Source organism: Acinetobacter sp. 102 (genome assembly GCF_037028485.1).
GTDB classification, from domain to species: domain Bacteria; phylum Pseudomonadota; class Gammaproteobacteria; order Pseudomonadales; family Moraxellaceae; genus Acinetobacter; species Acinetobacter higginsii.
The window spans coordinates 134872-157411 of sequence record NZ_JAZEZK010000012.1; the positions used below are offsets into that span (position 1 = coordinate 134872).

The window sequence follows — 22540 nt, forward strand, 5'->3', positions numbered from 1 at the left end:
ACGGAATGAAGTGTCAATTTTAGTTGATTTTGTTTTATCGTATTTCCGATAAAGTTCTGATAAAATTTTTAGCATGAATGATCAAACAACTCTCTCGCGTGCTGAACGCCAACGTATTCAATTACAAGCAGAAATTATTGAAGCTGCTTTTTTGGAATTTTCTGAACGCGGTTATCATCAAACTGCGATCTCTGACATTGCCAAAAGACTCGGTATTGGTCACGGCACTTTCTATCGTCATTTTGAGAATAAAAGAGACATCCTAGATAAAGTCATTGTCGATACCATGTTCAAAATAACCGCCTTATTGGCCGATGAAAATGCACCAGATGCGGTATCCACACTGGAGGCTTATCGTATCCAATGCGAACGGATTTCCAGTAAATTTCAGGAGTTTGCCAAGGACAATCCACGTGCGGTACGTTTGATTTTGCTTGAAGCGACCTCGATTGATAAAGAAATGACCGCCCAAGTGCATAACCTGCTGCACCTTGGAGGTTTACTCACTGCAGACTATTTAAAAAATGGGGTGAAGTGCGGTTATTTAAAAGCAGATCTAGATACTGAAATGACAGGACATGCCATTGTCGGCATGATTATCGCCGGCGCATTTAAGTTCTTATCTGCACCTGAAGATGCCAATCTGTTAAAAAAATATAGCGATGCTGCAATTCAAATGATGATGGCGGGCATCGCTTAAAACTCAACTTTGGCTTGTGATTTATGTGGCTTAAATGCTGGCATTTGATTTAAATAGGCCAAGGCCTGCTCTGTTGCCCCTTCATGTAATGGGCTGTGTTTGGGATTAAAATAGCGTAAGCAAGCAGTCAAGACATCACCCACACGCGGCACGCGATCCTGTCGTGCGGCACGTAAATAGTCTTTGATGCGAAAACGCTGCGGTAATTGCGGATCTTTTGCAACCAAGGTTTCCACAGCAACATAAGCCAATATAATAAATAAAGGAAAGGTAATAGCAGCTGTACCTGTTCGTAACAGTAAGTTATTACTTAAATGCCGAAACAGGGCATCGGCGACTTCACGATGTTCTACTTCTTCGGCACCATGCCACTGCAATAGGCGTAGCATTTCCTCATCGACAGGTGCTTGTTGTAAACCTTGTGCATTGAGTACCCAATGTCCTAATACGCCAGTAAGGTGTTCCGCTGCTGCAACCATAGCAAGGCGGGTATGTAACCATGTCTGTTTCAAGCCTGAGTGATGCAGCTCATAACCGAATGGTTTCTGCCCAAGCATGTCATGAAATATCCAGTTCATCAGTTGACTATATTGACTCAGATCAATCCCCAAGGCCTCAATATGTCGCGTGCCCAAGATATGTCCATGACTGTGCGCCCCTTCCTGTTTAATAAAAGCGATGACTGCTGCTTTTAACTGTTCATCCTGGATTAGTGGCAGTGCATCTCTGAAGGTCTGACAGAACCAGCGTTCAGGTGCGGGGGTAATTGGGTTGATGACATTAAGAATCTGCGACGCCAAAGGATCATCATAAATCCAATGGCTCGGTGTTTCTGTAAAATCAAATACGGGACGTCGAGGAACAATGTGATGGGTTTGTTTGATTAATCCGCGCATAAAAGAACTCCTTGTATCAATAAAACCTTGAGCACTAATCCTGCGTCAAAATGTTAAAGCCCATACGCGGTCCAAATGCCAGTAAAGTACGGACGAGACTCTTAATCGCCTTCGGTTGTTGACCACTACTAATACGACGGAATTGAGCTGCATGCCAAGCCAATTGCAGATAAGCATCGATAGGTTTATAGCCAACTGCAGGAATTTTTGTAGGCGCTGTGACTGATTTTCCTGCCATGAGCTGTTTGGCTAGATCTGGCTGTAAGGCGAAAGGACGAGCTAAACCGACGACATCTACCGTGCCATCACTGACTAAACGATTCATTACGTCTACATCGCGTAGTCCACCAGTCAACATCAGTGGTAATTGACTTTGTTGGCGCAATGCGGTGGCATAATCTAGAAAATAAGCATCTCGCTGAACCTGACGATCAGGGGCATAGCCCAGTTGCGCTGGAGATTCGTAATTGCCCCCAGACACTTCCAATAAATCTATCCCTTCCTCTTCTAATGCCAAAGCAATGTGCCGTGACTCTTCCTGACTCAGCCCGCCTTTCTGGAAATCGGCAGAATTCAGTTTGACACTGAGGATTTTATTTTTGCCAATGGCCTGACGCACAGCTCGAACTGTTTCAATCAAGATACGACGACGATTTTCTGGATTCCCGCCCCATTGATCGGTACGGGTATTGACCAAAGGCGATAAAAATTGAGATAACAAATAGCCATGTGCCGCATGGACTTGTACACCATCAAAGCCAGCCTGTACCGCCAATGCCGCTGTGGTGGCAAAACGTTGGATTTGTTCTAGGATTTCTGTTTCAGACATGGCTCGCGGGACACGAATCAGATTCATTGCGGGTAAATCTAAGCCTACTGCTGAAGGTGCAATCGGCTTTTTAAGTAACGGCAGTACAGCAACCCGCCCCGGATGGTTAATTTGCATAATAATCTTGCTGCCATTGGCTTGTGCCGCTTGGGCCCAAAGTTTATGCGCTTGTAAGAATTGTTCATCTTCCAGCACCACATTTCTTGGCTCAACAAAGGCACGATGGTCAACCATGACATTGCCAGTGATTAATAAACCCGTACCGCCTCTGGCCCATGCCGCATAGAGTTGCTGTAAATCCGTGGTGGGCGAGCCATGTCGATCAGCCAATTGTTCACTCATGGCAGACTTTGCAATTCGGTTTGGAATAGTGATGCCACATGCCAAAGCTAATGGTTGTTGTAAGGGTGAATGGCTAACATTTGATTGTGTCATTTTGCTGTTCCTCAAACTCTGATCGATATAGATCGATGTCATCTGTTTTATTCATTTTTCTGAGTAAATCTATAAGTCAATCTGGGGTTTATCCTCTATAAAACCCGTGGATTAAATTGACGCAATAAAAACAACGGAGTCCGTAATCGAGGAATTTGAATCGGTGGAATCAAGCCACCCGATAAATCCACCCGATGTAAGCGCGCATCCACCACTTTGCCTAAGCCCATTTCATGCAAAGGATCATTCACCGTTCCCCTAAAGCATAATTCCATCTCCACACGACGCACTTCAACAACATGCTCTTTCGGGGTGAATCGAACTTCTCGAGGTAAACCTAACCCCAAACCACCTGTAATATTACGATGCGGCAAACCTAAAATAGGCGGTGCATCCTGTAGTACTTCACCCAATTTAGCTTCCATTTCAATCAGCACCGTCCCACGGCGTGATGCTTGGCTGATGATGCGTGAACCATCATTATCCCAACTGATTTCCCCAATTTTTTTCGGATAACCGAGCAACTCACGCCCAATAATCATGGCGCGATCATCATCCAGTATCATCCACGGGCAAAAGATGCCGGTTTTATTGCCGACCTGAATATGCACAAATAGTCCCGCTTCGTGATAAGCGCCGGTATACACATTTTCAGGGAAATAAGCACAAAACAAATCCGCTCTGGCTGGTTTCGCCAGCTTCATTCCAGCAGGCAGCCAACGTGCCATTCGCTTCTCATCGACTTCGACCACCGCAGTTAAATATTGGGCATTGTGATAGAGCTTATTGCCCAAATTGGCGAGACCTATGGGTGTGCGTAAATCTTGAATCAACTGTCTCATGCTTTTAATCTCGAAAAGACGTGCTTTAATATCGGTAATAAAATAATGCGCGGGGTATAACGTCCCCCTAGAGTCTGTGCCTGTGCAATTAAGCCGGGAATCACAATACGGCGATTGCAAGCCATGCCTTGAATGGCCTCTTTAGCAACCCGTTCTGCAGTTACCCAAACCAGACTGCCACCAATTCCATTAATCTTGCTGATCCCTGCCACTGCATTAAAACCGGTGATAGTGGGACCAGGTGCCAATAAGGTGCAGCTCACCCCAGTACCGCTCAGCTCGCTATACAGCGACTCGGCAAAAGAGTTAGCAAAGGCTTTGCTTGCCGCATAAGTGGCATTGGCTGGTGTGGGTTGATGACCTGAGGTAGATCCAACAATAAGAATGGCACCCCGTCGTTTCTGAATCATATTGGGCAATACTGCCAATGTCAGATCCTGTACAGCCACTACATTTAGCTCGGTCTGTTCACGTTCACGATCTGCATCTAAGTCCTGCAATCGGCCAAAAGTGGCAAAGCCTGCGTTATTACATAAAATCGCGACATCCAGCTGCTCGAGTTCTTGACGGAATTGAGTTCTTGCCTCGCGATCCGCGAGATCACAGGGACGTAACATCACGTCAACTTGATATTTTTGACCTAAATGAAGCGCTAAAGCCTCAAGTTTATCAACTCGTCGTGCCACCAGAACAAGCGAATAGCCACGTGCAGCGAATTGTTTTGCGAGTTCTTCGCCAATACCAGACGATGCGCCAGTAATCACAACGGGGGAATCTTTAATAGGAAGAGGTAAACTCATTACCAATACTCAGATCAACAGAATAACCCTAGTATCAAAGAGCTAAAACTTGAGCGTGAGCGGTAATTCAGCCATACTGCTAATCATTTTCGGCCAATTAAAACTAAAAATGAAAGATCCCTATGGCTTGTCCAAAGCGACTATCCCGATTTCATATGCACATTTATTATTAGAAATCATGGTTGAAAAAGGCTTTTCTGCTTCCGAAATTCTATACCAAAGCAAAATACCGTCAGCACTTCTGCATCAAGTCGATGCCCGTATTACTCCAATCCAATGGTCAAAATTGGCATGGGTCAGTTTAGGCTTAGCGCAAGACTGTGGTCTGGGATATGAATATGGACTCAAACTTCGTTTAACCGCGCATGGTGCCATGGGCTTTGCACTAATGAGTAGCCCCTCGCTCAAACATGCTATTGCCTTGGCCAGTCAGTTTTTTAATATGCGGCTCAAAGATTATCGTATTGATTGTTATGAACAAGCCCAGCAGTCGATTATTGAAATTCAGCAGACCCATCCTGTGGTCAGCCAGCACCCTGAACAGGCAGACATCCTAAGACGTTTTTTTTATGAATGTTTGATGATTGGTATTATCCAAACAGGCCGAAGCTTAATCGATCACCGTTTTGCCGATGTTGAACTGTGGGTAGATTGGCCTGAACCACCCTATCACGCCAGATTTCAAGCACAACTTCCTCTGATCCACTTTAATCAGGCGCAAAATCAAGTGCGCTATCCAAGCTTAGTGCTCAATCATGCCACCAAAATGGCAGATCCAATGGCTTTCCAGCAGGCTTTAGCCCAATGTGAAGCTGAACAAATCCGTTTTTCCGAAACCATTCAAGATATTGGACTCAGGGTCAAAACCGAGTTGCAGCTCACGCCACAAAAAGGCTACCCGAGTTTAGATAGCGTTGCTGAGCGCTTGCATACATCCAGCAGAACCTTAAGACGAAAGTTAGATGAAGCAGGTTATTCCTATCTGGGTTTATTAGATGAGGTCAGATATCAAGAGGCAAAACAGCTGTTACTCAATCCACACATGGAAGTACAGGATATCGCACTGTACTTAGGCTATCTACAACCTGCCAACTTTGCCCGTGCCTTTAAGAAATGGAGTGGGCTTACACCCAGTCAATTTCGTCAAACTCAAACTTAAGCTGCTCAGAATATATTTAAGTCAGGTCGCTCGATGTCGACCTGACTTAACTTATTTATTTTACAGCCGCTTGTATCAAGCCTTTTAACTGCTCAATTTCAGCTCCTGTCGCACCTTGCAAAGGCGATCTTGGCATACCAACCGAAAAGCCCAGTAAGTTAAGCCCTGATTTCACTGTTTTCGGTAAGCCACCTTTGACAATAAAGCTCAGCACAGGTAATTGCTGATAAAATATCGCCTGCGCTTTTGGCAGATCACCTTGTTGAATCGCTTGATACAATTGCTTTGGCAGGTCACCCAACAAATTCGGCGCAACAGTACACCAACCAGCTGCTCCAGCACAGAAGGCTTCTAGCGCCAATGGATTAGAACCGTTATAAAAAGGCAATTTTCCGCGGCTCAATGCATGAAACTTATGCATGCGCTGAATATCACCAGTGCTGTCTTTGACCATACAAACATTGTCGATCTCATTAAACATTTTCACGATCAATTCAGGTGACATATCAATCCCGCTGGTGGCAGGATTGTTATAGACCATAATCGGCAATTTTACCGATGCGGCAATCTGCTGATAATAATCATAAATTTCTTGATTGGTGAGTTTCCAGTAAGAGACAGGAATCACCATAATCACATCTGCACCCAATTCTTCTGCTTTTTTGGCTTTTTGAATCGCCATTGCAGTGGTCAGTTCAGAAATCCCAACAATCACCGGAACACGCTGATTCACCACTTCAATTGTGGTTTGCGCCACCTGTTGCCATTCTTGCCAAGTTAAATAGGCACTTTCCCCTGCACTGCCTAAAGGTGCAATCGCATCACATTGTGATTCAAGCAATGCATTTAGACTGATGCTCAAGGCCTCAAGGTCAAGCTGTTGGCCGTCTGCTTTAAATGGCGTGACGGGATAAGCAATAATGCCTTCAATTTTCATGAGATTTACTCCTCGATACAATCTTGATGGTTTTTCAACGCCTTACGTGCGTAATAGGCAAAATTGACTTTGTTACGCTTATCGGTAGACAGCCAGTCATGCGCTTCTTTTGCCAGTTCATGCGGAATCGGTTGGATTTGTCCTGCAGACATGGCTAACAGTTGCAAACGTGCGGCACGTTCAATCAACAGCGCTAAATTACAGGCTTCTTCAATGCTCTTTCCTGCCACCAATTGACCATGATGAGACAGCAACACCGCCCGATTTTTTCCCAAAGCTTCAGAAATAAAAATGCCTTCTTCATTACCGACTGGTACTCCCGGCCATTCATCGACAAAAGAACAATCCTCATACAAGGCACAGGTATCCATTTGCGAGATGGCAAGTGGCACACGTAGCATCGACAAGGCTGCAATATGAGTGGGATGAGTATGGATAATGCAATTCACTTCAGGATGTTGCTGATAAATCCAGGTATGAAAACGGTTGGCTGGATTGGCCATGCCTTGCTGATCTAAAGGTTTAAGGTCCTGATCCACGACCAATAAATTGGCTGCGGTAATTTCGTCAAAACCCAAACCAAAACGTTGCGTAATAAAGCTATTTTCTTGTTCGGCACGACAGGTAATTTGTCCTGCCAAGCCTGCATCATGACCATGATCAAATAAAATACGACAGGTCAAAGCTAGCTTCTGTCGATCCGTGTAATTGACCTCTTGGATCAAATTCATATTCTGCTGCGCAGTTTGCATCAATTGCTGTTTGCTGAGTAATGCGGTTTGCATGAGACCACCTCGCTACGGTTGATTTGTGGATGGGACAGATGCAGAATACGAAGTCAGTGGATGAGTTAAAATATCCAGTTTTTAAAACTTATATGGTCCAGATCAGCATGCAGCAGCCATGGAAGATTCGTCTTCATCTTGAAGACCGAGAAGAAAAAACCATCTTTCTCAAATTGGCCAATCAGATTATTGAAGAGATTCTGTCTGGACGGCTCAGCTCAGGTTCACGTCTGTCTGGCTCGCGCTCGCTTGCCGATGAATTAAGAATTAATCGTAAAACCGTACAGTCGGTTTATGAGGATTTAGAGGCACAAGGTTGGTTGATCTCTAAGCCACGCCAAGGCACTTTTGTGGCGGAGAATTTGCCTGAGTTAAAACATAAAAAGATCAATGCAGCAGCAGAACCTAATCCTTCATCCAATACAATCAGTCTAGTAGCAATTAAGAATGATGGCATTCCAGATACGCGCCTCATCCCTTATGAATTATTTTCCCGTGCTTATCGACATGCCCTGATTCAAGTGACCCGTTCTCAGATCATGGGCTATGGCGATCCTCAAGGCAGTATTGAATTACGTCAGGCATTGCTGCAAATGCTGTCGATGGAACGTTTTATTAAAACCAGCGTTGACAATATCTGTGTGGTTCGTGGTAGCCAAATGGGGATTTTTTTAGCGGCTCGTGTGCTGGCTAAACAAAGCTCATCACGCAAAGTGATTGTGGTGGAACAATGGTCTTATCCACCTGCTGTCGAAACCTTTTTATCGCATCATTATCACATCGTTCGGGTTCGACTAGATCAACACGGTCTTGATATTGAACATCTGGAAGAAATATTAGAAAAGTATGCTCTGGCTGCAATCTATACCACCCCACATCATCAATATCCCAGCACCGTAACCATGGCCATGGATCGACGCCTGAAACTATTGGAACTGTCGAAGGCTTTTGATTTTTATATTATTGAAGATGACTATGACCATGAGTTTCATTATGACAGCCGCCCAATTCCACCGCTGATCAGCTTACCGCATGCAGAAAAGGTGATTCATATTGGTTCACTGTCCAAGGTCTTTGCCCCAAGCCTAAGAATTGGTTATGTGGTCGCCAATCGAGACATCATCCACGCCATGAATCAGGATATTTTATTGATCGATAAACAAGGCAATATCATCACTGAACTGGCGATGGCGGAACTGATGCAACAGGGGGAAATCAAACGGCATATCCGCAAGATGCGCAAGGTTTATCAACAACGGCGCGACTTTGCGCTGGGTCGCTTGCAAGCGGTATTTAAAGATCAGGTCGAAATCAACTCACCATTGGGGGGTATGGCCTTATGGGTCAAATTTAAATTTCCCTATCGTGCTGAATATGCCGAGCTACTGAATCAATTGCATATTGATGCCGAAGCGCATTTTTCGGAGCAAGGTCAGCAATCTAATGAGCATTTTCATATCCGCTTTGGTTATGCTGCCATTAATGAAACGGAAATTTCAAACATCATCCGTTTGCTCTATGGCACATTTCAGCCCGACGATTGAATGCGCATGATTTTATAATCCTAAGCGCAGTTCCTGACTCCATGTCGACCTAGGTTGTTGGTACAAATGCCAACAGGTCTGTTGCAATGATTGCATTAATTCATTGTTTTCATTTTGCAAATGTGGCACCACACAATAGACCACATGAATGCCCTTGGGGTGGAACTCTCTGGCTAAGGACTGTGCTAAAGCGCGAATACTGGCAGACATGCTTTGACTAAATAAATCCTGCTCCGATTCGACGGGCTGCTGAGTCCCTAAAAAGATCAAGGTGCCTTGCTGTTTCGGCAGCATCTGCCGAATTACAGCTTGGGCAATACTCACCGCCGTTAAACCTGTGTTTTGCCAATAGTTCTCAAGCTGTTCAGCGGACAATGCATGACTATTTTCAGGTAGCACAAAGTCAGGCTGAAAAATGCATAAATCGACAAAATGCCCTGCTTTCTGAATCTGCTGCATAACACTTTTTAGCGAAGCAGCATCAAGTAGATTGAGTCGAACAGCGATCAGCCCCTCCGCTTGAACTTCAATTTTTGGCTGTGTTTGTATCGCATCATGCTGCAGTTGATAAACAGGCAGAGCATCGCACTGAACTTGCTCAGCAAAAAGTTGGCTGAGTTGCTGGACATCATTGCCCACAATCACAATACAGCCCTTGGTTTTTCGTTTGGATTTAAACCATTGTGGTAACAACTTACTCATCTTAGAATTTCTCCTGATAAGGACGTAGATCCAATTCATGCGTCCATAAGTCAGCATTTTGCTGATAGAGCATCCAGTAATTTTCGGCAATTGCCTCAATATTTAAACCACCTGTGCCACGAGTTAACCGCGCCAGCCGCCCCAAGCCCCATAAGGCTTTATTGACACGATCACCATCGACCATGCCATCTACCACCACATGCGCCACATGGATATTTTGAGAACGATATAGCGCTGCCAAATTTAAGGCATAGCTTCTCAGCGCAGACTTACCCATGGTAAATGCAGCAAAAAAAGGTTTCCCGCGCAATGAGGCACTGGCACCAGTAAAAATCAAGCTGCCCTGCTGTTGTTTTTGAAAAATGGGCAAACTACGCTGCGCCACCAATACCGCAGATAAAAAGGTCGAACGCCACATTTGGCTAAAAAACTTTAAACTGCTCTGTAAAAAGATCGAAGGAATATTCCCCCCCACATTATGGATCACTGCTGCCAATGCTTCTGGCTGATCGCTTAAATGCTCAAACAAGGTCTGGACCTGTTGCTGATTTTCAGCATCCAGTGCATAAGCCACTGCTTGCCCACCTTGACCATTAATTGTCGCAGCCACTTTTTCAACTTTATTGAGCGTTCGCCCCACCACATAAACTTTGAATTGCTCATGGGCAAAACGGCAACACACCGCTGCACCAATGCCTTGTTCTGCTCCAACGCCAATCACGACGACAATCCCTGTTGGCTGAGTTGGAGCTTGATCGACCTGATTCATAATTGTTGTATCCAATGCTGAATATGCGGATAGCTGTTAATTTTTGGCCCCCAGATTTTACTGGTGCGTATCACTTCTAACAGTTGAGAACCGACTGCAATATCGGCAATGGTTTTGACTTCGCCAACCAGCCAACCCGTTTGACCTAATACCAATTCAATGCGTTCTAAGTGCCGTGTAAATTCTGCTTCGATATCAGCCTTTGCCATTCGCCCCGTACCTTGCATCTTCACTTGCATATTCAAAGCAGCCTTGAGCAAAGGTTTCATCAGTACAACCTCATGCTTGGGACGACCCTCTGCACTGATGGCCACCGCTTGATTCAAGGCATCAGCATCACTGACCCGAAAATACACTTCATAGAAATATAACAACTCATCGGACCAGTCTTCCCACAATTCGACATAGGCTTTTTGTAGTGGATCTACAGGATATAAAAGTGGCAAATCTGGATAAGCTTCATCCAAATAACGCGCAATGCGGGTACTGTCCTGAATGCGTTGTCCGTTAATGTCCAGCACAGGGACTTTACCGACTTTACTCAACATTGGGACTTTGGCCCCCAATACACCGTTATAATTTACAGTTTCAAATGGAATGCCTTTAAACGCTAACATGCGTGCGACTTTTTTGCAGAACGGTGAAATTTCCCATTGATGTAAGACCACTGTACTCATTGTTATCTATCCATTTTTTATTGAATTCATCTCGGTGATAAGTGAGCAGCTTGGCGCTCACTGCACTTATCTTACAGATATTTGTCCCTTTGGCGATGCATTCATGTAGATGATTTTCTCTACAATTTATTAATGCACGAAAGTCGACTGCTCAGGAGACAGGCCAATTTTGATTTTGGTTTTTGCCACGATGTCAGACTCATCGGTATCGTTGGGATGGAAGTCACGACGATAATAAGAAAAAAATTGTGGCACCAATTTTCGATAGGCCTGCACAGTAAAGCCTGCAAATTTAGCCCACGATTTTAGATTGAGTAATTGCTTATCTCTGGACATCAATACCACTTGGTAGACATTCGAGAAGGTTGTGATAAGAACCAAGCTCAGGCTAAAAATCGCAACCCGTGGGATATAGGCATCAAGCCCTTTGCCATAGAGATATTCATACATATCATAGGCAACCGCTTTGTGTTCGGTTTCTTCCACACTGTGCCACAGCCAGAGATTTCGAATGGTAGTATCGGTCATTAATTCATTGACGTTTTTCATCATCTCCACCACCAGTACTGCGGTGTAATGTTCCAGCCCAACCGTCACCAAGAGATTCCACTTTTTCGGGAAAGTTCGTTCAATCGCTTTGAGGATGATGCCTGTCGCTTTTTCCAATGATTCAGGATCTAGCCCATATTGTTGTGCACTAACATGAAAGGCATGGTGTTCTTTGGAATGCATGGCTTCCTGACCAATGAATGCACCAATATCACGATCCAGTTGTGGGTTACTTTTGACTTGGTCACGCAAAGCCCTGACTGAACGGACAAAGTAAGACTCTCCTTCAGGAAATAGAGTGGAAAGTCCCGTGAAATAATGAGTAAAGGTTGGCTCATCATTACACCAATATTTAGGCATATCCTGAAATTCATAATCCATACGGCGGACTGGAAATGATGCAGGTATCTTTTGCTTTGATTTTTCTTTTAACGCTGACGCAGACATAACTCACCTCAAGAATAGATCTCAAAATATTAAGTTCCAAAAAAGAACTTAATTGAAAAATATAGCTGCTATGATAAGTTGTCAATAAAGCGGATATCTTAATCGTTCAAGTTGTCCTAAAATGACAGCCTGCTTCCTGTAAAGACATATAGATGGTATTGCGATGAAATGGCATGAACTCGGTGAAATGAATTGTCCAATTGCACGGACTTTGTCAATTTTTGGCGACCGTTGGACCCTGCTGATTATTCGTAATGCTTTTATGAAAACCCGTCGTTTTGATGATTTTCAAAAGCAGTTGGGCATCACCCGTCATTTGCTGACCGAACGTATTAACCGCTTGGTGGAGCACAAGATTTTTGAGAAAGTGCTGTATCACGAAGCACCGAAGCGTTATGAGTATAAGCTGACTGAAAAGGGTTTAGCGCTATATCCGATTATTGTCACCATGAGTACATGGGGCAATATTTGGCAGAATGAAAATAAGCAATTTCCTGAGCTGCGTTATCTGCACAAAAGCTGTGGGCATGTGACCAGCCCAAGCCTAACTTGTGATTGTTGCAAGCAGCCTCTTGATGCCAGGCAGATGTCGCCTGTTTATGTGGCGGATGAGGAATGAGAGTAAGGCATGACAAGTGAACAGCACTTACCCAAATCGTTACTGAACCTGTTGTAACCATCTACAAAAAAACTCTTAGCTTAAATATTCTCGATCTATTTATTTTATCAAGTGGTTAAGTTTACATGCAAAAACATATTATTTTTAATAAAAAACAATGTTTTCTATTTAATTAAAATTTCGTGACAAATTTAAACATCCCGACTAAGGTATGGGGTTTTAAACATTAGAAAATGGGTAAAACATGAAAAAATTATTAATAATTGGATTAATGCTTGCTTTGGCTGGTTGTAGCAAAACACTTCCACCAGGAAAAACTACGGCTGATGCAGAAGTACAGATGCCAACAGAAAACCCAACGCCATTCCCAATTGAAGGGGCTGATAAACTTGCAGAAGATTGTAATGAAGTGGCAAGTTTAGCTAAAGCAATAATGCAGTTACGCCAGGATAACAAGAATTCTAAGGCAGCATATAAAACGGCTAATGATCAAGGATATGCTAATGGTAAACTAAGCCAACTTGAACATGAATATGTTAATCAGATGCTGGAGTTCGCTTGGGAAAGTTCAGTAGGTGAAACGGAAAAGATTAAGGAAGAACGTGCCAAAGCATTTGGTCAATTGAACTTAATGATGTGCGAAGCGGCTAGAAAATAGAACAACCTATGAATTTAATTAAAATTTTATTATCTGTCTTGTTTTACTTTACAGTGACAACGGTTCAGGCAGCTAATCAAGCATGTTTAGAACATGCAAACGTGGCTGGAGAAGTTATGGGATGGCGGACTACAGGTAAAACATTGAAGGAAAGTAGGGAAAATCTAGACATTGTATATGGAATGGGGAGACTTTCTACACAAAATTACCGCTATTATAACTCATTGTTAACAATGGCTTACCAGGAGAAAATGGGTAAAAGCAAAGCCGAAAAGAAAGAGCTTATTAAAAAATTTATGAAAAAACATTATGATATTTGTATGACCATTAACTCTTAGATTGGATAGGTAAACAAAGAAAATTGTTTAATAACATCAATTCCGTAATTCTGACTTAAGCTCTATACAAAGCCAGATTTTTTGTCTTTAGATGGTAATACTGTTTCACAGAATAGTATTACCATCTAAATTTTAGAGAGTGCAATCCACTCAGGAAGCGATATACAGAAAATAACGCTATAAGTTGGCATATAAAGTTATGCAATAGGTATAAAAATCCCAGCCTATTACTAGTTAAGTCTGTATACCGGTATATAAATTTAGATATTTTCTAGAGATGGCCTTAGTTAAACTATAGCAATAACATCAGATTTTATTTGTATCAGAATTCAAAATTACCCCTCTTTGACCCACAAAGTTAAAGACTTTTAGTATAGGCCTTAGCTTAATTCACAATACCATACCTAACCAAGATTCAACCAAATTGTTAAAGGAAGGTAATTAGTTGCACTCATAAGTTTTAGATGCTGGTTTACTTATCTAAAGATTATACAGATGAATAAACCCTTACAGAAATTTGATGTTGAAAAACACCCACTAATAGAATCCAAATTGATAAAATAAAAATATGGAGTTTGCCACTAAATAAAAAATTTAATATCCCCCTCCAATTACAACACTTTAGTCTTTAAAACAATCAAAAATTAAATATTTTATTAAAAATAATAAACAATCAAAGTATCAAATTAATTTAATGGTGAAGAATTCTCATAAAATTTATCTACGATCATAGCTTCAGTAAATCTTTTATAAAGCCCTCTATTCAATTCTTAATTTTTATGCAAAAATTACAAAAACATACAATTCATTACATCATGAATAAAAACCGACATTTTTTTACACAAAGTCTCCTCTGTGCAATGGCAACAATCTTGTTTACACAGCAAGCCTGTGCAGATAATTTATTTACACTCTTCCAGAAAGCAAAACTCTATTCTCCTCATTTACCTCTCGCTGAAGCACAAAAGGAAATAGCCAAGCAAAAATTAAATCAGGCGCGAGCAAGTAAAGAGGCTAAGATTAATTTCAGTGCTCAAGAAAAAATGGGCCAAAATAAACGCCCAGGGCAAAGTGAAATAGATTACCGTGTACGTAATTATGCAATACAGTTTTCAATACCTGTTTACAATAAAATACAAGATGAAACGATTTCAACAGCCAAAATTGGGGAAGAAATTTCTTTAGAACAATTCCAAGTGAGCTATAACGAATTATTGCAGAATATTGTAGACCAGTATTTTAAAATACTCAGCCTAAAGTCCAAACTTGAACTGATACAGCAACAAAAAGTTTTGGTTCTAGAACAAAAGCAAATGGCAATTGCAAACTTTAATCAAGGTATGGTGTCCATTACCGATCTAAAGGAAGCAGAAGCCAAGTTTTCAACCTTACAAAGTCAAGAGCAAAGTACCAATTTCGAGATCTATAAAGAATTAAGTATTCTGGCTGAATTTATAGGTACAGATGACGTTGCGTTTACTAAAAATAAGATTCCCGTTGAAACACTGCCACCGTTATCCTATGGGGATCAATCCTTATATAACCAATTTTTGCTGACAAATAATCATCAAATTCGAATCTCTGAGCTAAACTTAAAAGTATCTCAAAATGAAATAAAACAATCCAAAGCTGAAAAATATCCTGTACTTAATTTTTCCGCGAAAATGAGTCGAAATTTTGACTCTCAAGATTCCGCATTTACCAATAAACAGAATGGCTTAGATTATTTATATGGTCTTGAATTAAACATTCCGATGTATAATTCCGAAAACTACTTCAAAATTAAAGAGCAAAAAGCGTCATTAGAAAAAAATAAAAATGAGTTATTGTTAACGACTCAAAAGCAGAAAGCCCAAATGCTGGATAACTTTTACAGCTCGCTAGCTGCTATATCAAAAACCAAAGGCATGCAAGATGCTGAATCTTCATCTCAAAAAGCATGGATAGCCAACAAACGGGCATATGAGGTTGGCATGCGTGTTAATGCTGAGGTTTTAGAAGCACAAGCCAAATATTTTGAAGCAAGACAAGAACGCGTATCTGCATGGTATGAAGCATGGCAAAACTATCTCAAGTTAAAAATAACGACAGGCACATTGATAGAACAAGAAATTTTTGATCTTGATCAAATTTTCCATCCCTCCCTTACTCTACAGAATTAAGTTACAACCATGCTCAATAATAAAATGAATGACTTACCTAATTCTATTCAGATTTGGATACTTAACTTAAAGCGTTTAAACGTCAATGTATTAGATATATGCTTTGAAAATTTAATCGATCTAGGTACGCATGCTTTTCAGGATCAGAAGCTACAGGAGTTATGGGCATCACTCAAACTTCAATTAACAGCAGAACAGCCAGTTGTTATTCAAAAAAATGAGTCGACTTACATCATTGGCTATTTATTAACATATTCCAATACATCATCTATTATTGGCCTATCAATAGCTCCTCCTATTAATGAAGTCACTCTGGAACTAATACGTACCAGTATGGGCTGGTTATTCTACGAACAGCAAAGCCAAAAACTACAGCACGCTTTTCAAGCAGAACAGTTACTTGAGATTTTTGCTCACGTCGTGAATCAAGACCAATTTAGGGTTGCCGCACAAGAATGGATTAATCAAACAACAAGTTATATTCGGCATCGGTTTCCCCAGCATACGAACATTCAACTAAATTATTTAATGGTCGAAGGCCCACATAAAGTCAAATGGATCGTCTCGTCTGAGCTGTCTTGGACAGAAAAAGGCGCTGCCGATATGCAAAAATTAAATGAAATTGCGTTGCAAACCTTATTTTTACAACATGAATTACATGAGCATAGTTGGTTTGGTTACCCTATTTTTAACCAAGGAAAGATCCAAGCAATACTTGTGGCAAATGACCGCGCGTTTGAACACCAAAATACTCAAGCAGAGTTAAGTATCTATTTAAAAAGTAACAGTGATTTAATTCAGCCACTACTTCAACATTGGTATCAATCAGAACAGAGTTTAATTGGCCATAGCCTTCAATCTAGTCGTAATTTATTCAAAAAATACAGTTCAGATGGCCACTATACTTGGAAAATTCTCACCAGTCTTATCATCTTATTTTTACTCTGTATCACCTTAATTCCTGTCGACAAACTCGTCACTGCCAACCTAAATGTTGAAGGTAAAACTCGCTGGATTATTCCTGCACCAACGCAAGGTTTTATAGAAAAGGTATTTGTTCGTCCTGGAGATAAAGTCCAAAAAGACCAAGCCTTAATTCAACTCGATAATACCGATTTAAAAATTCAACTGGCTGAACAACAAAGCCTATTGGATCAAGCACAGCATCAATTTCGCATCGCAATGGCAGATCAAAATTTAACAGATAGTGGTTTAGCCGCAAATCAAATTAAACAGCAAGAAACCAAAATCCAAACACTACAAAGAAAGATCAATCAAACCCGAGTATCCGCCCCAATAACAGGAACAGTTATTGATGGAGACTGGATTCAACAAATTGGAACCCCTATTGAAGATGGTAAGGAACTCTTCCAGATTGCATCACAAGATGCCTATAAAGTGATCTTACATGTGGCAGATAAAGACATTCACTTGATTGAAAAAGATCAAAAGGGAAATTTAAAACTGACAGGTTTGCCAGATCAAACTTTCCCTATTCGTATTACCCGTATTACACCAGTCGCTTCTGTTCAAAGTAATGTGAATGGCTTTAAAGTTGAGGCTGCTTGGTTAGATTCTCCCCCTGCCCTGACCCCAGGTATGCAAGGTGTTGGAAAAATTACGGTTGGTAAAACCAACCTACTGCTTCGCTGGTCACGAGATTTCATCAACTGGATGAAATTAAAAATCTGGGCGAACTGGTAAAGCGATGCAAAGCTTATTCTCTGAACATTGGCATCTGGTGCGGCATCTTAGACCCCAATTACGCCAGAATATTGAGGTTCTACCACGCACGCTAAGAGGTCGTGCGTGGTTTCTGTTGTTTGAACCCATGTCGCAGCGGTTTGTGCGAGTTAACCCTGAAACATGGTATGTCATTACCTTATTAGACGGCCAATCCAATGTAGAACAAATTTGGGATAAAGCAGCAGAATATATCGAACAACAAAATATTCATTTAAATAAACAATATCGAGCAATTAGCCAAAATGAATTAGTCCAGCTTCTGACTCAGCTCTATAACAACGACCTGCTACAAACTGAAGTATCTTTTGATGCAGAGGAAATGTTTAAACGGTTTAAGAAGCATAAATTCAATAAATTAAAGCAATCGTTCTTAAATCCGATGAGTCTCAAAATACCATTGGTTTATCCAGATCGGTTTTTTAATCAATTACAAAAAGTCGCTCAATCAGTTTTTAGCATCTGGGGTCTACTCATTTGGTTGATGATCGTATGCCCGGCCTTATTATTGCTTGCCGAACATTGGCAAAGCCTAACCAATAATTTGTCAGATCGGGTATTGTCTACAAGTAACCTGTTAATTCTTTGGTTTACCTATCCAATTGTTAAATTAATTCATGAATTCGCTCATGGCTTAGCCATAAAAGCATGGAATGGTAATGTTCGAGAAATGGGCTTGATGTTCATTCTATTTATTCCCATCCCGTATGTTGATGCCACCTCGTCCTATCACTTTATTTCCAAGTGGCAAAGGATTGCTGTATCTATTGCAGGCATATTGACAGAATTATTATTGGGTGCAATTGCCATTTACCTATGGGTCTCCACCGAATCTGGACTCATTCATGCTTTTGCTTATAACGTCATCTTTATCGCAACTGTTTCCACCGTGTTGGTCAATGGTAATCCATTGATGCGTTATGACGGTTACTATATTTTGTCTGATTTACTTGAAATTCCAAATTTAGCAGGTCGAGCAACAAAATATTGGGTTTATTTATCTGACCGTTATCTTTTGGGCGCTAAAACAGCTCAACCTCCCTATGCTGCTGAAAATGAAAAATTTTGGCTAATTAGTTATGGTTTTATCTCTCCAATCTACCGCATCACCATCATGGTGAGCTTAATTTGGTTTGTGGCTCAGAAATATTTTTTCTTTGGTGTCATTCTGGCCTTTATTTCTGGATTTATGACCATTGTTTTACCTCTCTATAAAGGCATTAAACATATCTATCAAGGAGCGACATTGTCAAAATATCGTGATCAGGCAGTCCGACGTTTCTGGGGAATTCTTGCCACGCTTATCGTGATTTTTTTTATTCTCCCCTTTCCTTATTTTAGTACTCAGCAGGCCATCGTATGGATGCCTGAAGAGTCAATCATTCGAGCCAATGAATCAGGTCATATTGCAACAATCAATTTGAAAAACAATCAAATTCAGCAAAACCAAATGCTTTTTCAACTGTCTAATGCTGAACTCACCGAAAAATATGAACTACAAAAACTACAGGTTGAAGAATTAGATTATAAACTCAGACAAGCTTCACTTGATGATATATCGCAACAACGTAAATTAGAGTATCAAAAACAAGGTGCTGTGCAGCAACTTCAACAATATCAGACCAAATTTGAACAACTTCAAGTCTATAGCCCACTTGCTGGTCACTGGTTTGCTAAAGATAGCATTGAACTCAATCAAAGATTTTACAAGCGTGGGGATATCATTGGTTACGTCATCAATCAACCCGCTCAGATTGTTCGTGGTGCCGTTTTACAACAAGATTATGATTTGATTCAAACAAGGTTAAAAGGAATCGAAATCCGATTTAAAAACCATTTTGATGTGGTTTATACAGGCAAAATTATTCGAAGTACACCACAAACACAAAAGAAACTTCTCACTTCAGCATTAGGTAGTCAGGCGGGAGGAAACATCACCGTTGACCCCAATGATCAGGAAGGTACAACAGCTTTACAAAACTATTTCGATCTCGATATTCAATTATCACAACCGTTGGACTCTTCCGTATTTGGTGATGTCGCATACGTTCGTTATGATTTAGGTTATTCGCCACTGGCATGGCAGTGGATCAGAAAATTGCATCAATTATTTTTGGAGCAGTTCTATGTCTAATTTACGGGTGGTTCAGAGCTTATCCTTGCGCCCTTTTCATCTATCTAACGTTGCGCGTGTAGAACAAAAAGATCAGGAATTGCATAAATTAGAAATTTTCTTTGCCAACCTTTTAGGCTGGATTCCCGCAAAAAAAATTTCCAGAACACATATTCAAAAGTTTGCTCAAGCAATTTCACCGCTCCGAGACGCATTAAAACAGCTTGATCAAGAACAGCTCATACAAAAATTTCAACAAGCCATTCACGATTTATCAACACAGCCCTCACATGATACCGCAATCGCTGTAATTTTTGCTTGCGTAGGAGAAGGCATCTCCCGTGTCTTCAATATTTACCCACATCCTGTTCAATTTATGGGTGCCTATATTCTACTAACGGGCCGCCTTGCTGAAATGCCCACTGGAGAAGGTAAAACGCTGGTTGCTGGTATGGCAGCAACTATTATGGCGGCAACAGGAAATTTTGTTCATGTTCTCACGACCAATGCATATTTAGCACAACGTGACGAAGAGGAATTACGTTCTTTATTTCAGTTTTTTCAACTGAGTAGCGCTGCCATTTATGGTGAAATGGAAATTCCAGAAAGAAAGGAAAATTATCACAAGCAAATTTGCTATGTGAGTGCCAATGAAATTGTTTTTGATTATCTAAAAGACCATATTTCAGGCAAAGGTACTCAACCACGCCAAATTGAAAACTTACGTGCATTGGCAACGGGACAAACTTCTGATGACGGGATGATTGTTTCTGCACTGCACTTCTGTATCGTGGATGAAGCGGATAGCGTATTTATTGATGAAGCTCAAACCCCTATGGTTATCTCTCAAGAAGCTGAAGGGCTTATTGAAGCAGCCATAATTCACTGGGCAATTGAACAAGCACAGCAGCTTGTTGCAGACGTTGATTTTTCAATACTCGAAGCTGAGCATCATGTTGATATTGAAAAAATCCCTGTCAATAAAGAAATTCCACTTCCTCAGAATGTACGCCCAATATGGTATAACCATGCTTGGAAAATGCTGCTGATTAAACAAGCTTTGACGGCATTACACCTCTACCATAAAGACCAACATTACATTATTCAAGACAATAAAATTCAGATTGTAGACGAATCCACAGGACGAATCATGGCTGATCGTTCTTGGGAGCAAGGTCTACACCAACTGATTGAAGCAAAAGAAAAGGTAGAACTGACTAAAGGTCGAGATACGTTAGCGCGCATGACCTTTCAGCGTTTTTTTAGACGATATTTACTGTTATCTGGGCTCACAGGAACCGGTTTAGAAGTTTCAAAAGAACTCTGGATGATTTATCGCTTAAAAGTTTGCCAAATCCCGCCGAATATTCCATCTAAGCGTAAGCAATTTAAACATCATTATTTTAAAAATAATCAACAGAAATATATCGCGATTGCCCAGCATGCAAAAACAATGGCAGATGCAAATCGTTCTGTTTTGGTGGGTACGCGTAGTATCGAAGCCTCAGAAGCTATTTCCGAGGCCCTGACACAACTCAACATTGAGCATATTGTATTAAATGCGCGCCAAGATGCACAGGAAGCCGCCATCATTGCTGAAGCGGGTCACAGCGGAAAAATTACGGTAGCGACCAACATGGCTGGGCGTGGTACCGATATTAAACTGCGCCCAGAAACTAAACAAGCCGGTGGTCTACATGTCATTTTAACTGAATTTCATGAATCCGCTCGTATTGACCGTCAACTCTATGGTCGAGCTGGACGTCAGGGAGATCAAGGCTCATGCGTTGCCTATGTTTCAGGTGAAGATCAACTCATGCAACAAAATATCCAAGGGTTAATCTATCTACTCAATCTCATCCCTATCTATGTACTTAGACACTATTTTTTAAGTCTTGCAGTCAAACATATGCAGAAGAAATGTCAGAAACGAGCTTATCGCAATCGTATCTCAATGTTTAAACAAGATAAAAAATTAAACTCTCAAATTGGCTTTGCTGGAAAAATTTATTAAATGAAATACGCACTTGTTTTCTTCGCCACTCTCAGCTGTTCTACCTCAGTGCTTGCAGATTCATTAAATTTTGCATGTATGGTACAGCCTGCACAAATTGTTGAAATTCGCAGCCCGATTACAGGTATTTTGCAAAATATTCCAGTTAAATCCGGTATGCCAATTAAAAAAGGACAAGTTCTGGCACAAATCGAATCAAGTGTAGAAAAATCCGCTACGCAAACTGCATATTTTCGAACGCAATTACGCGGTTCAGCCAATACGGCACGTTCTAAAATCGAACATGCCGAAAGCAAAGTAAATCGTATGAAACAACTACTGGCGGAAAATTTTGTCTCAAAACAAGCCTATGACGATGCATATAGTGAGCTACAGCAAGCCCGTTCAGAATTGCAGACTGCACAGGAAAATATTAAACAGGCTGAATATGAATACAAACAAAGTCAGGCCGATTTAAATCGCAGAACCATTTATAGTCCTTTTAACGGCGTCGTGATACAACAATATATTTATGCTGGAAGTCTGGTAAATCCAACCGAAGGAAAAAATCCAATTTTAAAAATTGCACAAACAGACCAATTTAAAATTAATGCAATTATTCCATTAAAGTATTTTAATACAGTTAGAAAGGGACAAAAGCTAAAATTGATTCCCGAAGCTCCATTTGAAAAATATGCAGCAATCATTCAGCTTGACCATGTCGATCAGGTCATTGATGCAAGCTCTGGTACATTTAGTGCGGGTGCAACCATCAAAAGTAACAGTGTTAAATTCCCGAGTGGGATTCGTTGTAAGATGTATTTATAAAAATACATCTTACCC

21 protein-coding genes are annotated in these 22540 nt (G+C 41.1%); 11 read left to right on the forward strand and 10 right to left on the reverse strand.

Annotation, left to right across the window (positions count from 1 at the left end; translation table 11 throughout):
- Window positions 1-73 precede the first annotated feature (73 nt).
- On the forward strand, window positions 74-700 hold the full coding sequence (locus WA352_RS13570) for a TetR/AcrR family transcriptional regulator (protein WP_004805327.1): 627 nt from the start codon (window positions 74-76) through the stop codon (window positions 698-700).
- Here the strand turns inward: WA352_RS13570 and WA352_RS13575 are convergent.
- From WA352_RS13575 to WA352_RS13590, 4 genes are all read right to left on the reverse strand, one after another.
- Complete coding sequence (locus WA352_RS13575) at window positions 697-1596, reverse strand: metal-dependent hydrolase (protein WP_033133550.1); 900 nt, start codon at window positions 1594-1596, stop codon at window positions 697-699. The genes WA352_RS13570 and WA352_RS13575 overlap by 4 nt on opposite strands.
- Window positions 1597-1630: 34 nt before the next feature.
- Window positions 1631-2860: an NADH:flavin oxidoreductase/NADH oxidase family protein gene (locus WA352_RS13580; RefSeq protein ID WP_033133549.1), complete on the reverse strand. Its 1230-nt coding sequence runs from the start codon at window positions 2858-2860 to the stop codon at window positions 1631-1633.
- A 95-nt stretch (window positions 2861-2955) separates the two neighbouring features.
- Window positions 2956-3702 (reverse strand): acetoacetate decarboxylase family protein, encoded by a 747-nt coding sequence (locus WA352_RS13585; protein WP_033133548.1) that lies wholly within the window; start codon window positions 3700-3702, stop codon window positions 2956-2958.
- Window positions 3699-4502 carry an SDR family NAD(P)-dependent oxidoreductase gene (locus WA352_RS13590; protein ID WP_033133547.1) on the reverse strand — a complete coding sequence of 268 codons (804 nt, stop codon included), beginning with the start codon at window positions 4500-4502 and terminating at the stop codon, window positions 3699-3701. The genes WA352_RS13585 and WA352_RS13590 overlap by 4 nt, the downstream gene beginning before the upstream one ends.
- A gap of 109 nt (window positions 4503-4611) precedes the next feature.
- Here WA352_RS13590 and WA352_RS13595 point away from each other — a divergent pair, with 109 nt between their 5' ends.
- Window positions 4612-5661, forward strand: a complete 1050-nt coding sequence (locus WA352_RS13595; RefSeq protein WP_033133564.1) for a helix-turn-helix transcriptional regulator — start codon at window positions 4612-4614, stop codon at window positions 5659-5661.
- Between the two features lie 55 nt (window positions 5662-5716).
- On the opposite strand, the gene WA352_RS13600 is transcribed toward WA352_RS13595, so the two are convergent.
- Window positions 5717-6598 carry a dihydrodipicolinate synthase family protein gene (locus WA352_RS13600; RefSeq protein WP_033133546.1) on the reverse strand — a complete coding sequence of 294 codons (882 nt, stop codon included), beginning with the start codon at window positions 6596-6598 and terminating at the stop codon, window positions 5717-5719.
- A 5-nt stretch (window positions 6599-6603) separates the two neighbouring features.
- Window positions 6604-7383: an aldolase gene (locus tag WA352_RS13605; protein WP_033133545.1), complete on the reverse strand. Its 780-nt coding sequence runs from the start codon at window positions 7381-7383 to the stop codon at window positions 6604-6606.
- A 38-nt stretch (window positions 7384-7421) separates the two neighbouring features.
- On the opposite strand from WA352_RS13605, the gene pdxR reads away from it, so the two are divergent.
- Window positions 7422-8927 (forward strand): MocR-like pyridoxine biosynthesis transcription factor PdxR, encoded by a 1506-nt coding sequence (gene pdxR / locus WA352_RS13610; RefSeq protein WP_033133544.1) that lies wholly within the window; start codon window positions 7422-7424, stop codon window positions 8925-8927.
- Between the two features lie 12 nt (window positions 8928-8939).
- On the opposite strand, the gene WA352_RS13615 is transcribed toward pdxR, so the two are convergent.
- The 4 genes from WA352_RS13615 to WA352_RS13630 form a co-directional block, all read right to left on the reverse strand.
- Entirely contained in the window at window positions 8940-9629 is a 690-nt protein-coding gene (locus WA352_RS13615) for an SDR family NAD(P)-dependent oxidoreductase (RefSeq protein ID WP_033133543.1), read from the reverse strand.
- A 1-nt stretch (window position 9630) separates the two neighbouring features.
- Window positions 9631-10398 (reverse strand): SDR family NAD(P)-dependent oxidoreductase, encoded by a 768-nt coding sequence (locus WA352_RS13620; RefSeq protein WP_033133542.1) that lies wholly within the window; start codon window positions 10396-10398, stop codon window positions 9631-9633.
- Window positions 10395-11075: a glutathione S-transferase family protein gene (locus WA352_RS13625; RefSeq protein WP_033133541.1), complete on the reverse strand. Its 681-nt coding sequence runs from the start codon at window positions 11073-11075 to the stop codon at window positions 10395-10397. The genes WA352_RS13620 and WA352_RS13625 overlap by 4 nt, the downstream gene beginning before the upstream one ends.
- A gap of 129 nt (window positions 11076-11204) precedes the next feature.
- Window positions 11205-12071, reverse strand: a complete 867-nt coding sequence (locus WA352_RS13630; RefSeq protein WP_033133540.1) for a metal-dependent hydrolase — start codon at window positions 12069-12071, stop codon at window positions 11205-11207.
- Between the two features lie 163 nt (window positions 12072-12234).
- On the opposite strand from WA352_RS13630, the gene WA352_RS13635 reads away from it, so the two are divergent.
- The 8 genes from WA352_RS13635 to WA352_RS13670 all read left to right on the forward strand — a co-directional run bounded on the left by WA352_RS13635 (window position 12235) and on the right by WA352_RS13670 (window position 22525).
- Window positions 12235-12690: a winged helix-turn-helix transcriptional regulator gene (locus WA352_RS13635; protein WP_033133539.1), complete on the forward strand. Its 456-nt coding sequence runs from the start codon at window positions 12235-12237 to the stop codon at window positions 12688-12690.
- 244 nt (window positions 12691-12934) lie between these two features.
- Window positions 12935-13348: a hypothetical protein gene (locus tag WA352_RS13640; RefSeq protein ID WP_033133538.1), complete on the forward strand. Its 414-nt coding sequence runs from the start codon at window positions 12935-12937 to the stop codon at window positions 13346-13348.
- An 8-nt stretch (window positions 13349-13356) separates the two neighbouring features.
- Entirely contained in the window at window positions 13357-13686 is a 330-nt protein-coding gene (locus tag WA352_RS13645; protein ID WP_033133537.1) for a hypothetical protein, read from the forward strand.
- 872 nt (window positions 13687-14558) lie between these two features.
- Window positions 14559-15848, forward strand: coding sequence for a TolC family protein (locus WA352_RS13650; RefSeq protein WP_162180583.1), 1290 nt, complete (start codon window positions 14559-14561; stop codon window positions 15846-15848).
- A gap of 9 nt (window positions 15849-15857) precedes the next feature.
- Window positions 15858-17552, forward strand: a complete 1695-nt coding sequence (locus tag WA352_RS13655) for an efflux RND transporter periplasmic adaptor subunit (protein WP_033133535.1) — start codon at window positions 15858-15860, stop codon at window positions 17550-17552.
- A gap of 4 nt (window positions 17553-17556) precedes the next feature.
- Complete coding sequence (locus tag WA352_RS13660; RefSeq protein ID WP_157671719.1) at window positions 17557-19725, forward strand: site-2 protease family protein; 2169 nt, start codon at window positions 17557-17559, stop codon at window positions 19723-19725.
- On the forward strand, window positions 19718-21718 hold the full coding sequence (locus WA352_RS13665) for a preprotein translocase subunit SecA (protein ID WP_050511459.1): 2001 nt from the start codon (window positions 19718-19720) through the stop codon (window positions 21716-21718). Before WA352_RS13660 ends, WA352_RS13665 begins: the two co-directional genes overlap by 8 nt.
- On the forward strand, window positions 21719-22525 hold the full coding sequence (locus tag WA352_RS13670) for an efflux RND transporter periplasmic adaptor subunit (RefSeq protein ID WP_033133533.1): 807 nt from the start codon (window positions 21719-21721) through the stop codon (window positions 22523-22525).
- The last annotated feature ends 15 nt before the right edge of the window (window positions 22526-22540 follow it).

Excerpts from the sequence above, each read along its gene's own strand:
- WA352_RS13630 (WP_033133540.1), bottom strand. The coding sequence starts at position 12,071 with ATGTCTGCGTCAGCGTTAAAAGAAAAATCAAAGCAAAAGATACCTGCA.
- WA352_RS13670 (WP_033133533.1), top strand. The coding sequence starts at position 21,719 with ATGAAATACGCACTTGTTTTCTTCGCCACTCTCAGCTGTTCTACCTCA.
- WA352_RS13585 (WP_033133548.1), bottom strand. The coding sequence starts at position 3,702 with ATGAGACAGTTGATTCAAGATTTACGCACACCCATAGGTCTCGCCAAT.
- WA352_RS13645 (WP_033133537.1), top strand. The coding sequence starts at position 13,357 with ATGAATTTAATTAAAATTTTATTATCTGTCTTGTTTTACTTTACAGTG.
- WA352_RS13580 (WP_033133549.1), bottom strand. The coding sequence starts at position 2,860 with ATGACACAATCAAATGTTAGCCATTCACCCTTACAACAACCATTAGCT.
- WA352_RS13600 (WP_033133546.1), bottom strand. The coding sequence starts at position 6,598 with ATGAAAATTGAAGGCATTATTGCTTATCCCGTCACGCCATTTAAAGCA.
- WA352_RS13635 (WP_033133539.1), top strand. The coding sequence starts at position 12,235 with ATGAAATGGCATGAACTCGGTGAAATGAATTGTCCAATTGCACGGACT.
- WA352_RS13665 (WP_050511459.1), top strand. The coding sequence starts at position 19,718 with ATGTCTAATTTACGGGTGGTTCAGAGCTTATCCTTGCGCCCTTTTCAT.
- WA352_RS13605 (WP_033133545.1), bottom strand. The coding sequence starts at position 7,383 with ATGCAAACCGCATTACTCAGCAAACAGCAATTGATGCAAACTGCGCAG.
- WA352_RS13570 (WP_004805327.1), top strand. The coding sequence starts at position 74 with ATGAATGATCAAACAACTCTCTCGCGTGCTGAACGCCAACGTATTCAA.
- WA352_RS13595 (WP_033133564.1), top strand. The coding sequence starts at position 4,612 with ATGAAAGATCCCTATGGCTTGTCCAAAGCGACTATCCCGATTTCATAT.
- pdxR (WP_033133544.1), top strand. The coding sequence starts at position 7,422 with ATGCAGAATACGAAGTCAGTGGATGAGTTAAAATATCCAGTTTTTAAA.
- WA352_RS13655 (WP_033133535.1), top strand. The coding sequence starts at position 15,858 with ATGCTCAATAATAAAATGAATGACTTACCTAATTCTATTCAGATTTGG.
- WA352_RS13640 (WP_033133538.1), top strand. The coding sequence starts at position 12,935 with ATGAAAAAATTATTAATAATTGGATTAATGCTTGCTTTGGCTGGTTGT.
- WA352_RS13590 (WP_033133547.1), bottom strand. The coding sequence starts at position 4,502 with ATGAGTTTACCTCTTCCTATTAAAGATTCCCCCGTTGTGATTACTGGC.
- WA352_RS13660 (WP_157671719.1), top strand. The coding sequence starts at position 17,557 with ATGCAAAGCTTATTCTCTGAACATTGGCATCTGGTGCGGCATCTTAGA.
- WA352_RS13615 (WP_033133543.1), bottom strand. The coding sequence starts at position 9,629 with ATGAGTAAGTTGTTACCACAATGGTTTAAATCCAAACGAAAAACCAAG.
- WA352_RS13575 (WP_033133550.1), bottom strand. The coding sequence starts at position 1,596 with ATGCGCGGATTAATCAAACAAACCCATCACATTGTTCCTCGACGTCCC.
- WA352_RS13625 (WP_033133541.1), bottom strand. The coding sequence starts at position 11,075 with ATGAGTACAGTGGTCTTACATCAATGGGAAATTTCACCGTTCTGCAAA.
- WA352_RS13620 (WP_033133542.1), bottom strand. The coding sequence starts at position 10,398 with ATGAATCAGGTCGATCAAGCTCCAACTCAGCCAACAGGGATTGTCGTC.